Origin of the sequence: Undibacterium sp. GrIS 1.8 (assembly GCF_040544445.1) — a bacterium.
Classification (GTDB): domain Bacteria; phylum Pseudomonadota; class Gammaproteobacteria; order Burkholderiales; family Burkholderiaceae_D; genus Undibacterium.
This window is the reverse complement of record NZ_JBEONQ010000079.1, coordinates 1-11880: the sequence shown is the minus strand read 5'-3', so window position 1 is coordinate 11880 and position 11880 is coordinate 1. Positions and strand designations below refer to the sequence as shown.

13 protein-coding genes are annotated in these 11880 nt (G+C 46.1%); 6 read left to right on the top strand and 7 right to left on the bottom strand.

The window, feature by feature from the left end; all coding sequences use genetic code 11:
- The 3 genes from AAKU64_RS21260 to tnpA all read right to left on the bottom strand — a co-directional run.
- A partial coding sequence (locus tag AAKU64_RS21260) for an IS66 family transposase (protein WP_503012725.1) occupies positions 1-512 on the bottom strand: 512 nt, incomplete at its 3' end.
- A 120-nt stretch (positions 513-632) separates the two neighbouring features.
- The gene (gene tnpB / locus AAKU64_RS21255; protein WP_354335389.1) at positions 633-863 is read right to left on the bottom strand and encodes an IS66 family insertion sequence element accessory protein TnpB; all 231 of its coding nucleotides are present in this window, start codon (positions 861-863) and stop codon (positions 633-635) included.
- Between the two features lie 32 nt (positions 864-895).
- On the bottom strand, positions 896-1231 hold the full coding sequence (tnpA, locus tag AAKU64_RS21250) for an IS66 family insertion sequence element accessory protein TnpA (protein ID WP_354335387.1): 336 nt from the start codon (positions 1229-1231) through the stop codon (positions 896-898).
- Positions 1232-1364: 133 nt separating this feature from the next.
- On the opposite strand from tnpA, the gene AAKU64_RS21245 reads away from it, so the two are divergent.
- From AAKU64_RS21245 to AAKU64_RS21235, 3 genes are read left to right on the top strand one after another with little or no spacing between them, the layout of a single operon-like run.
- Positions 1365-1781, top strand: coding sequence for a Mu transposase domain-containing protein (locus AAKU64_RS21245; RefSeq protein ID WP_354335385.1), 417 nt, complete (start codon positions 1365-1367; stop codon positions 1779-1781).
- Entirely contained in the window at positions 1714-2115 is a 402-nt protein-coding gene (locus tag AAKU64_RS21240; protein WP_354335391.1) for a hypothetical protein, read from the top strand. The genes AAKU64_RS21245 and AAKU64_RS21240 overlap by 68 nt, the downstream gene beginning before the upstream one ends.
- Complete coding sequence (locus AAKU64_RS21235; RefSeq protein ID WP_354335384.1) at positions 2006-2644, top strand: ATP-binding protein; 639 nt, start codon at positions 2006-2008, stop codon at positions 2642-2644. The genes AAKU64_RS21240 and AAKU64_RS21235 overlap by 110 nt, the downstream gene beginning before the upstream one ends.
- Positions 2645-3096: 452 nt before the next feature.
- Here the strand turns inward: AAKU64_RS21235 and AAKU64_RS21230 are convergent, their stop codons facing one another.
- The 4 genes from AAKU64_RS21230 to AAKU64_RS21215 all read right to left on the bottom strand — a co-directional run bounded on the left by AAKU64_RS21230 (position 3097) and on the right by AAKU64_RS21215 (position 9342).
- Positions 3097-5823 (bottom strand): CHASE domain-containing protein, encoded by a 2727-nt coding sequence (locus AAKU64_RS21230; protein ID WP_354362958.1) that lies wholly within the window; start codon positions 5821-5823, stop codon positions 3097-3099.
- Between the two features lie 286 nt (positions 5824-6109).
- A complete protein-coding gene (gene tfpB / locus AAKU64_RS21225) occupies positions 6110-7891 on the bottom strand; it encodes a type IV pilus assembly ATPase TfpB (protein WP_354362957.1) in 1782 nt (593 codons plus the stop codon).
- The gene (locus AAKU64_RS21220; RefSeq protein ID WP_354362956.1) at positions 7888-8739 is read right to left on the bottom strand and encodes a spermine/spermidine synthase domain-containing protein; all 852 of its coding nucleotides are present in this window, start codon (positions 8737-8739) and stop codon (positions 7888-7890) included. The genes tfpB and AAKU64_RS21220 overlap by 4 nt, the downstream gene beginning before the upstream one ends.
- Positions 8740-8853: 114 nt before the next feature.
- Entirely contained in the window at positions 8854-9342 is a 489-nt protein-coding gene (locus tag AAKU64_RS21215) for a DNA-deoxyinosine glycosylase (RefSeq protein WP_354362955.1), read from the bottom strand.
- A 150-nt stretch (positions 9343-9492) separates the two neighbouring features.
- Between AAKU64_RS21215 and AAKU64_RS21210 the strand changes: the two genes are divergently transcribed.
- The 3 genes from AAKU64_RS21210 (at position 9493) to AAKU64_RS21200 (ending at position 11732) form a co-directional block, all read left to right on the top strand.
- On the top strand, positions 9493-9984 hold the full coding sequence (locus AAKU64_RS21210; protein ID WP_354362953.1) for an Mpo1 family 2-hydroxy fatty acid dioxygenase: 492 nt from the start codon (positions 9493-9495) through the stop codon (positions 9982-9984).
- Positions 9985-10289: 305 nt separating this feature from the next.
- Complete coding sequence (locus AAKU64_RS21205; protein ID WP_354362952.1) at positions 10290-10739, top strand: outer membrane lipoprotein; 450 nt, start codon at positions 10290-10292, stop codon at positions 10737-10739.
- 225 nt (positions 10740-10964) lie between these two features.
- The gene (locus AAKU64_RS21200) at positions 10965-11732 is read left to right on the top strand and encodes a transporter (RefSeq protein ID WP_354362950.1); all 768 of its coding nucleotides are present in this window, start codon (positions 10965-10967) and stop codon (positions 11730-11732) included.
- Positions 11733-11880 lie beyond the last annotated feature (148 nt).

Genomic DNA, 11880 nt, shown 5'->3' with positions numbered 1-11880 from the left:
TGTTCGCTGATTTCTTCACCAATAACCACCATCGGTGTGCCGCATGGGCAGGTACGTTCCTTTTCCGGCACATCATGCACGATATCAATGCGCTTTAATTCTGCAGGAAGTGGACCGCGCTTACCACGGGGTACTTTGCTGCTCTTTTTGTTGTTGGTGTCGTCTGGCGGCTCTTCAGCGCCAGGTATGGCAGCGATATCATCGACATCGGTTTTGTCAGCAGCCAGCGCTTCGGCTTCGTCAAATAATCGCCCCTGCGCGACGAGTTGTTCTGAGCTGGCGCCAAACATGCGGTGTCTGGCCTGGATCATTTGTTCGATCAGATGCTGGATTTTTTCCTGCGCCTCGCGTTCTATGGCCGCGATAGCCCGATTCAGTTCAGCTTCGTGCGCTGCTTGTTGTGCGTAAAGCAGTGCGGTTAATTCAGTGATATTGGTTGGCAGAACCGACGGTAAAGCAAACACCGGATGGCGTGATTTTGAAGTGGCTGAAGATGAGATTGGCGAGTTCAAAGGCATACGCCATCTTACTCAATCCTCTTATGAAACTGAAGCAAAATTAAGCGTCTTGTGTGGCTTATTTCTCCATAAATCGAAGCCTTCCAATAGCCATTCCAGTTCCTGTAATGTCATCTATTGTGTCACCGATTCATCCTCAGGCGGCCAGGCAAATTTTTCTGATTCTAAACGCTTCACCCACAAACAGAATCCATTACGATGCCAGTATAAAATCTTCATTTTTGTGCGCTGCCGATTAATAAAAACATAGAGTGCTGTATCAAATGGATTCAGACCTAACACCTGCTCGACCAAGACACTCAAGCCATTGATCGATTTTCTGAAATCCACTGCGGCCCGGCACAAATATACCTAACCAATTTGATAGCCCGAATGCATTAACGCATTCCCTGCATAGCGCGAATGACATTGGCCAGCCATTCCGGTGCAGGCGCTGCAGTCATTTCAAGTCGGATGCCTTGTTCTAGCACCAGAGCAAAGTTGGCAGCGCGCTGCTCATGGATTTTTTGAGGAACCTGCACAGCGACGAATGGCGATACGATTGCTGTGACTGGTTTAGGTACAGAATTAATTTCCATGATTTTCTGACGCCAGTAGTACAGTGATTTGGTTGAAATGGAATGACGTTTGGCATACGCGCTGATTGATTCCGGGCCTTGCATAGCTGCCGCTATATGTTCTTTCCAGAAGGCTGCGTTCGGCTGGGCTTTCATGTTCGCTCCGTGTTAATTAGGGTGGAGCGAGGATGCCAAAATTATTGAGGTGCTACAAGGCTGTAGTTCATGGAGCGCTTACGGTTAATCCGAGACCATCGCCCAGCGGCTGGTTCGCGACCGGACGGCATTGATGCCGTTGCTGGTCACGCCTTACGACGCCAGCCACAAGCAAACCAGCAGAGTGTCTTCGCAAGCGCCGGTTCGTTACCGCAGCAACGACTATTCGGTACCGACGCAATATGGCCATCAGGCGGTGCTGGTCAAAGGCACCGTCGACTGGGTCGACATCTATCTGGTCGGCAAGCTGGAGCGTATTGCGCGCCATCGCCGTAGCTATGCCAAAGCCGACTTCGTGGTGAACCTGCTGCACTATCTGGCCTTACTGGAGAAGAAACCTCGTGCGCTCGACCAGGCTGCGCCGCTGCAAGAGTGGGTATTGCCTGCGCTTCGAGCGACTGCGACGTCTGCTGGAAGCACGCATGGACAAGCGCGGACGCAAGGAATATATCCAGGTTCTGCGGTTGCTGGAAACCTTCAGTATCTCTAAGGTCGAACATGCCATTGGCCAGGCGCATCACCTCGGTGTGCTCAGCTTTGACGCCATCAAGCATTTGGTGCTGTGCGCCATCGAGCGACGGCCTCCCAAGTTGGATCTCACGCTGTATCCGTATTTGCCGAGCGCCACGGTCTGCACCACCGATGCGGGCAGCTATCTGAGCTTGCTTAGCGGGGCTGCGACAATTGCGCAACATAACGTGGAGCGCGCCTTGTATGAGCACCGACGTCGCCCGGTCACCCGAGACCACCACGGTGGCACCGCAGGTGCTGTTAGTCAACCACTTCAAAGCTCTGAAGCTGCCCACCTTTGCCCGCGAATATGAGAAGGTCGGGGCCGATTGCGCACGCGAAGGCGTGGATTACCCGCGGTATTTATTACAGTTGTGCGAACTGGAACGTATCGACCGTGAACGCCGCACAATGCAGCGCCGTATCCGGCTGGCCAGGTTTCCTGTAACCAAGAGTCTGGATACCTTCGACTTTATGGCGATGCCGACCCTGAACAAATCCCTGGTATTGGAACTAGCGCGCTGCGAGTGGATTGATCAACGTGAGAATGTCATCGCGCTAGGTCCTTCAGGTGTCGGTAAAACGCATACTGTGCTGGCACTAGGATTAGCTGCCTGTCAGAAAGGACACAGCGTTGCCTTTACGACAGCTGCGACTCTAGTGCATGAGCTGATGGAAGCGAGTGACGAGAAGCGGCTGCGTGCCTTGCTCGATAGGCTCACCCATCACGTCCACATCCTGGAAATGAACGGCGAATCGTATCGATTGGCCATCAGCAAGAAACGGCAACAGCGCAATGTCAAACCAAACAGCACTGTTGAAAAAGGAGAGTCCAACCCGTAAAAGCAACGTCTTGAGGGAACGGGCTACGCCCGTCACCCCAAGTCTGCAGAGTATAGAAATGTGCATTGAGAAGAGAACAATTCAGGGTCTCAACGGCTCTATTTATTAACCCAGATTGGTACACTTTTAGCGCGCCATTTGGTACATCTTCACTCCGGCATTGACATTCTTGACATGCGGGCTCTCCAAAGTGATCAGGTTGGGAGAGTGCATCAAATTAATCGCTATTCATAGGTGGTTGCGTTGGACGGTTACACAAAATCAGGAAAAACTGGCTGCATAAAATCCACCTGATCGCAGACGAAATATCGAGAGAGCCTCAAGGTGCTTGAAATAGGTATTGAAGGATATGTAGAAAAGAGTAATTTTGAAGCGAATACTTCACGTAAGAGCTGCGAAAAATTTATCTTTAGAAGGACAGTCTGATGCAGAGAATAGTGCATTCAAAGGCACTACGACGCCAACGGTAATTCAACGTAAAAAGTGGAGCCATGACCTTCCACACTATAGAAGCCAATTTTGCCAGACATCTTTTCTATCATTGACTTAGACAAGCTCAGCCCCAAGCCAGTACCCGCATATTTACGGGTTGCTTTAGCGTCTTCCTGACTAAATTTTTGAAAAATATTTTTTTGGAAGTCTGCAGAAATTCCAATCCCAAAGTCAACGACTTCTAGTCTGACCCAATCTGCAACCTGACGAATATGAATTTCTACTACTCCATTTTGTTGAGAAAATTTGATCGCGTTTGAGAGTAAATTGGACAATACTTGCATCAATCTCTGGGTATCAACACTGACCATCGACGCTGGTGAGGCTTCGTAGAAAAACTGCATTTTGATGGAGAAGTTTTGCGCATATCCCTGGTTCGCTTCAATGCTTTGTTTGACCAGGTCACGCAAGATAATTTTTTCTACATTGAACTGGATGCCGCCATATTCTAATTTTTCAAAATCCAGCAAATCATTAATCAACAAGGTCAGGCGAGAGGCATTGTTGTTTGCCATCGTGACTAAAGTTTTTGCCTGATCTGACAATCCTCCGCCAACACCACCCGCCAACAAGCCAAGTGCGCCGCGGATAGAGGTGAGTGGTGTACGTAACTCGTGCGATACAGAGGAGACAAATTCGCTTTTAAGTTTTTCTATGCGTTTTCGTTCAGACAAATCATGCAAAATTAAAACCACTAAATTTTGTGCTCCTAACGCTACTTTAGCCATCGCTAGTTCTAGCGGAATTTCTTCATGGGTTCTTTTTTTAGCGACCACTTCTTTACGCGCCGCTGTGGCGGTGCTGATGGTGTTGTCACCTATCATGTCAGATTCTATATGGTCATTCAGATAGGCTGCTAAAAAAGTGGCTGATTCTACTTCTGGGAAAAGCTCCAGAATGTTACGTCCAAATAATGCACCTGTTGAATAATCGAGCAATATCTCTGCGGATTGATTGGCGGATGTGATTAGTCCGTGCGCATCTGTTGTGATAATTCCCTCGGCGGCATTGGCTAAGATGGCACGCAAGCGGGCTTCACTTTCATGCAGTTGACTGGTGCGTTGCGCGACTAATTTTTCTACATTAAAAGTATGTGCGGTCGCTACCAGCACATAAACAGCTAATAAGGCGGAAAACAGTAGGCTGCCAAATTTGGTGAACCAGGTGATCCATGATGTATGAGCCGCCCAATAGGTCGCTGATGGTTGCGCCAGAAACGCATATTGTCGACTACCAAAATCAATCGTGGATTGGAAAACATGAGCAGTGTCGATGACTTTGATTGAATCATAAAAAACACCATTACTTCCAGGGTAAGACAGGTCATAAAATTCAAGTAAGAGATTAGCTTTTTTTTCTTCATTCAATAAATCACCGACCAGATTTTTTATCCTTACAACGCTGACTGCGGTACCTCGAAATGCGTCACGCCTTTCTTGTATATTGGTCACGGACTTGCCCCGTGCATAAATAGGTGCGTATAACAAGACGGAAAAATACTTGTCATCCCCCGACAGAAGTACCAAGGGATCGGTGACGGCAAGTTTGCCGCTATCTCGCGCTTCTTCTATCGCATTGCGCCTGATGGCGGTGCTGCCCATGTCAAAACCAAATACTCTTTTACCGTTTTCAAATGGCTCTATGTAGGTGATAGGGAAGTAATCCTCACGGTCTTCTGCGGGGACAGTTTTTCCGTTACTATTTTTTTCAGTAATTTGGAAGCTAATAAAGCCTTCACGTAATACGGATTCTTCAAACTTCGTTTTATCTGCACGTAGCACTCTAGGCACCCAAAGCAGATCAGTAATTTCTTTTAGTGTGGTGAGCGGATGTTCAGTAAAAATATGGAATTCAGTGCGGGATACTTTTTCTGATGCTGAATACAGGCGCTCTAAATCTTTGACCGCATCTGCATGAGCATTAAGGTTATTTTGTAGTTTCTGGCTAATTCTCTCTGCTTCCAAACGGAACTCAAGTCGCTGTTTTTGGTCTTCTCTGTTACGAATAAAAACGAATGCAATAACAACGGTAATCAGACAAATGACCAGCGGTAGCATGACGCTATAACGGCGGAAGTGCCATATATCTCTTGGTCGTGCCAGCAAAATCAGAACGAGCGGAGTGGTAATCAACACGCCTAAGGTGTCACCAATCCACCAGGTTAACCAGTGGCTGCTGATATCCGCTAAAGAGATGATTCCAAATAGATAAAGACTAACTGTCCCCCAGGTGGTGCTGACCATACAACCAAGTAAGGCGCCCATAATAAAAAAGTAAAAAATATCTTTATCGGTATCTAGCGCAAGACCAGTGTTTCGCTGTAATTGGGTCTTTAATTTTTGACGAACTAAATAGCTACTGACGAAGGCTTGCAAACACGCACCGCTGGCAAGGATTACCGCGAGCAGCAAGTTATTGCTGGTGATCTGGTGAGCCGGTTCCCAGGCGACGAACAGATTCACAATCAATGAACCTAGTGCTACACCCGGTAGCAGGCGATACCCACGAGTCAGAATTACGCCAAGTGCGATACCTGCCGGCGGAAAAATTGCGACCGCATAGCCAGGCGGTATGGCGAGCAATAAAGACAATCTTCCCAGCAGCGCGTACACCAAAGCCAAGCTGATAACTTGGAGCAGTAAGCTCGATCTTAGATCGTCAGATATACGCTTGACAGCAATCTGCATGGAATTCCTTGTTAGCGATATTTCTACGAATGACGGTTGGCAGTGATGAACTGATTTTTAGGTATGCGTTTGGCTTAAAGACTTGCTATCCAAAGAAGAGAAAAATTAGAAGGCGTATTGCTTAATGAAGTGTTTTTACATACATATTTTTTGTTGTAATGCATATACTCCCCATTACTTTTTATAAAAACACCAAATTGACCAATTAAGCTATGGACAATTAAAATATACATACTAGGAGTATATATATTGAAATTCATTACTCAGTTTATTCAAGTCGCATTATTTAAATCAGTGAGGAAGTGACTTTCAAAACTTCATCCGCTGTGGTGAGGCCTTCGATAATTTTATAAGCACCCGCGATACGCAAGGGCTTCATTTGGTCTGCAATACTTTGCTTTCTTAGCGCATGTATATCGGATTCTTGCTTAATGAGTTTACTAAACGGCAGCGTTACGGTTAGCAATTCATATAATCCAGTGCGGCCTTTGTAGCCTGTCAGGCGACATTCAGGGCAGCCGACTGGCCGATAAATTGTGGTCGGTTTTGGTAGATTCCATTCTTCGGTCAGACTTTTCCAAACTGCATCGGGCATTTCTCCATCATCTGATTTGCAATGCTTACATAGAGTTCTTACCAGGCGTTGCGCCAGAATCCCGATGATGGTTGCCTCCAGCAGATAGTAGGGGACTCCTAATTCTAGCAAGCGCATGATGGCGGAAGGCGCGTCGTTGGTATGCAATGTTGACAGTACCAGATGTCCGGTCAATGCGGCCTGGATCGCCATCTCTGCAGTGGGCAAATCACGGATCTCACCGACCATGATGATGTCAGGATCTTGCCGCATCAAGGCGCGCACGCCATCGGCAAAGTTCAGATCAATCGAGGGCTGTACTTGCATTTGATTGAAGGACGCTTCGACCATTTCTATAGGGTCTTCAACAGTACAGACATTTACATCCGACGTAGCAAGAGCTTTTAAGGTGGTGTATAGCGTAGTAGTTTTACCCGAGCCAGTCGGGCCCGTGACTAAAATAATCCCATGTGGTTTGCTGGTCAGCTGATCCCAGCGCACTGCATCCAAGGGCGGGAACCCAAGCTCTGGCAAGGTCTTGACTACGACTTCAGGATCAAAAATACGCATTACCACTTTTTCACCAAACGCAGTCGGTAAAGTGGATAGACGGAGTTCAACCTCTTGTCCGTCAGCAGTACGGGTTTTGATACGACCATCTTGCGGCCGGCGTTTTTCAATCACATCCATACGACCTAGCAACTTGATCCGTGCTGTCATCGCAATCATGACTGTCGCAGGGACCTGGTAGACCTGATGCAAAACACCATCGATCCGAAAACGGATGATGGCCATTTCGCGCTTAGGTTCCAGATGGATATCTGAGGCACGCTGGTCAAACGCAAATTGCCAGAGCCAATCAACAATATTGATGATGTGCTGATCATTGGCGTCGACCTGTTTATTGGCTTTGCCTAGCTCGACTAATTGTTCAAAATTATTCCGTAGAGACAGATCATTACTACTGGCTTTTTTAGCATCCTTGATCGATTTCGCTAATGAAAAAAACTGTGCAATATATTGAGAAATATCGAGCGGATTTGCTAGTACTAAACGGATTTCTTTACGCGTGATCTTGGCAATTTCTGCCTGCCACTCGGTATTAAAAGGATCTGTAGTCGCAATTGTGACGCTGTCTTGAGTAGATTCTACGGGCAAAATATTGAAGCGAGTCGCGTAGTTAGACGACATCACATCGGATACTTTGGTGAAGTCAATTTTTAATGGATCGATCCGGTAAAAAGGTAGCTTGACCTTGTTGGCTGTCCACTCGGTGAGCCAATCCAAGGTTAATTGTTGATTCGGCTTTTTTACCGAATGCAGCTTGGCTTGTGCTATTGCCGTCAGCGTATGCATCGCCGCCGGGCCATTTCTAAGAATGGCTTGCGCGCTATTAAACTCTGCTTTGGCATTTTCCTTTAGGATAATGCCGTCTGCCATCAACCAGGTAAAAATTTGCTGCATGTTTAAGGATTGATGTGGCGACTTAGTCATTTTGTTCTCAATGTAGACAATGTGCAGGTGGACTTTGCAGTTTCTTTTAATCCATCTACCCAAGATTTTGCAGGTAGTTTACTGATTTCTTTGATGATTGCTGCACGTTCATACAGTACCGGAAAATCCAGTTTGATGGCAGATTTGAAGGCAATAGCGACGACGTTGCCATCGTGTACTTCTGGCAAACAGAGTACGTTATCAAAAACAAAGCGTAGCGCTTTTAAATTTTTAGCGTAGCTTGGATGGTCGCCAAATAAGTTGACCGTCAGGAGTCCATTTGGCGTCAGGCAAGCAGCGCAGGCTTCGTAAAATTCGGCGGTATCTAATACCGGACCTTTCGCTGTTGCGTCGTACAAATCGACTTGCATGATATCGATTTGTCCTTCATTGGCCGGATCATTGACAAAATCTAAGGCGTCCATCTCAACAACATTAAGACGCTCATCATTGGCTGGCAGCTTAAACATACTCTCGCAAATGGTAATGACGGCAGGGTTCAGATCAACCGCGTTAATGCGTGCTTGTGGAAACTGGCGATAACAGAATTTGGTCAATGCACCCGTACCCAGACCTAATTGCACGATGTACTTAGGCTCGGTGACAAACAACATCCAAGCCATCATTTGCTGCGCGTATTCCAGCTCCAGCCAGTCGGGTTTGCGTAAGCGCATCGCACCTTGTACCCATTCGGTACCAAAATGCAGATAGCGCACACCATCCAGTTCAGACAAAGTGATCGGGGCAAATTTGGCTTTGCGCGGTGACTTCTGGGCTGTAGTTGCAGCAGCTCTGGGGCCGGAGCGATAGTTGGCTTCGGCTTCTATAGATTTTCGTTTGATTAGCATGTAAGTATTTTACTGATTACTGAGAACAAAAAAGTCATTTCATGGACACTCTTTACAAAAAACTACATGATGATTTGGTTTTTACGCCTCTAAGCTGATTAGCGGCGGTAAAAATTAGTCTTTAAGCGCCAGCCAATCAACTAGTTTTTCTTCAAAACTCCGCATGGCATAAGCAGGCGAGGAGGATGGTAAAAGCAAGGTGTCAAAACCGACAGCAGCAAATTGTGGCGCAAACTTGGCGGATGTCTTTCCATTAAATCCTATGCGCCGCAGGGCAGGATATTCTTGTTTTAAAAGAGAAAAATCATTGACTTTAGCATTGCGAATATCCGAGTCCAAGCTACCAACACGATCGCAAGCATCAATCACATCCCACAAACCAAATCCGTGAGCAAGCAGCCGCGACAGGCGCCCGGCATAATCAAGTGCGACCAGATTCTCGCTAGTAACTGCGGACATCAGACGCCAGAACTGGTTGTATTTAAATCCATAGTATTGCTGTATTTCTAATGATTTTTTACCTGGAAAACTACCAAGCACTAAGGTGTGCGTCTGCAAGTTGATTACTGGCGGAAAGCCGGATAATACTGACTGATTTTTCATACGTATAAGACGTTAGCTAAACAATTTGGTTTTATGGAAATACCGATTAAAATAAATGGATGATCATGTTTGATGAGACGCATCAAAACATGTTTGTTTGTGCGTTGTTTGAGCGCGATAGTGGTCAATAATAATATCAAGGAGAACAGTATGAATAAAACCAATAGTAATCCGGCTTCTACGCCAACAACTGCGATTAAATCCAATACTGACGCACGCGCGGTGGAGCAATTGTTAGAAAAATATGCCGAGAGCCATCAAAATCCTACCAATGAATATATCCATTTTGTCTGCGTCCCAGTGATTGTGTGGACAGTTTTGGGTTTACTTTGGGCCATACATCCGATGATTTCTATAGGTGCGACGCTGCTGGCATTGGTGTACTACATCTCTTTATCTGTGCCATTTGCTATTGGCATGAGTCTGATGTCCGTATTGATGTTGAGCATACTTTATTTATTGCCGTCTGGATGGGTTTTACCATCTGCATTGGGTATCTTCGTATTAGCCTGGGTTGGTCAGTTTATAGGCCATAAGATAGAGGGAAAAAAACCGTCGTTCTTTGACGATCTGCGATTTTTACTAATTGGTCCCTTGTTTGTGCTGGGATTTTTATATCGTCGGTTTAACATTGCTTATTAAGCTTGCTAAGTAAAAGTATCTGATAAGTTGCTTGGTTCAGTAGCCAGACTTTTTGCTGATATGAGTAACTCTTTTTTGATAATCATTTAATTTAGACATCATTTTTAACAAATTAAGCTCAAAAATCAGAACGCAGTGACTTTAGCCGCGGAACGATTGCCGTCGTCTGTTTGTCCAACACGTGTTTAGATTAAAATGGTGTCAATTAATAAATCATTTCGCCTAAATTCAATCACTCAAGCGTAGATTGCGGATTGGTTTTTAATGCCACTTTTATCGTTTTTATACATCTACTGGAGATTATCTTGAAAAAAATTATCGTTCTGACTGCCGTAGTCGCATTAAGTGCTTGCGCAGTACCGCCTACTTCCAATAGCGTATATCGTCCCGGTCAGACTCAAAATGAGCAATCGGTACGTATGGGTGTAGTGGAATCTGTCCGTGAAGTTACCATCGACAAAGGCCAAAGTGGTGTTGGTACCGTTGCAGGTGCGGCTGTCGGCGGAATCGCTGCTGGCTCCAGCATCGGTAAAGGTAACGGTTCTATCGCTGCCGGTATTTTGGGTGCAGTTGCAGGTGGCATGATAGGCCAGGCTGTCGAGGGTAATATGAATAAATCTAAGGGTTTTGAAATTACCGTCAGACTTGATAACGGCGAGATTAAAGCAATTACACAAGATGCGGACGAATTGTTCCGTCCAGGTGATCGCATTCGTTTATTGTCAAGCGGCAGAACTACCCGCGTCACTCATTAAACCATTTTTTATTCGAACTGCATTAATACTTTTTAGTATCGATGTTGCAAAAACCCTCGCTGATGGCGAGGGTTTTTATTTTGTCAAAATGAATTTATCTGTAACAATATAGTAAGAACGTTTTGATCGGCATTTAGCTATAAATGCTCTCAGTTTCCCCGGCGATCGCTACCCCTCAATTTTTAAACTTGTCGCTTCGCCTCACCATGACATAGGACATAAAGAATGCCGCGCACACATCTGATCACCACCAGTCTGCTCGCTCTGCTCAGTTGTTGCGCTTATGCTTACGCCGATGATGAAGAGGTTACGCCGTACCGCCCCTCGGTATCGAGTCCAGCACAATTACCGTTTCCAGGACAATTAGAACTGGAATTGGGTCTGCTTAGCACCAGGCAAGATGGAACCAGACGAGATAGTTTGCCTTACCAATTAAAGCTGGCGTTTAATCCGCAATGGGGGGTGTTGATCGGCGGTGAAGCCGTGGTTTCATCCTTGGATGATCAGGGTAACCGTGAGCGCGGCTTGGGTGATACCACGTTGGTATTAAAGCGTGCCTTCTTGATGAATGACGATACCGCATTTGGACTGGAGTTTAGCGTCAAAGTACCTACCGCTAAAAATACAATCGGTAGTGGCAAAACAGATTACAGCGTGAATGGGATTTACAGTAAAGACATCGGCAAACTGCATATAGATGCCAACCTTAATTTTACGCGTTTGGGCTTGGTCGATCCCGGTACTGCCAGTACGCAAACAGGTATTTCAACATCCGCATCACTAGCCGTCACTGAAAAATGGGGTATCACGGCAGAACTCAGCGGCACACGCAGACGCGGCACCGACGACACTGCCCAAGCTTTGGCTGCGTTAACCTACAGCCCGAGTAATAAACTGACGATTGATTTTGGTTTTGCCAAAGGCTTGAATAAGGCATCACCAGATTTGTCTTTATTCACCGGATTGGTTATGCCGCTGGCAAAATTGTGGTGATATTTGAGTTGATAAAGCGTGTCAGTCAACGTGATGAAAATTGCGTTTAACTGAAGAGCTTCTTGCAAAATACCCAAACCAGTAAAGTCGAGCATGGGTGTGGCCACTGTTGCGATTGGTTTTCTTGTTTGAAGCGGCACATGTGACA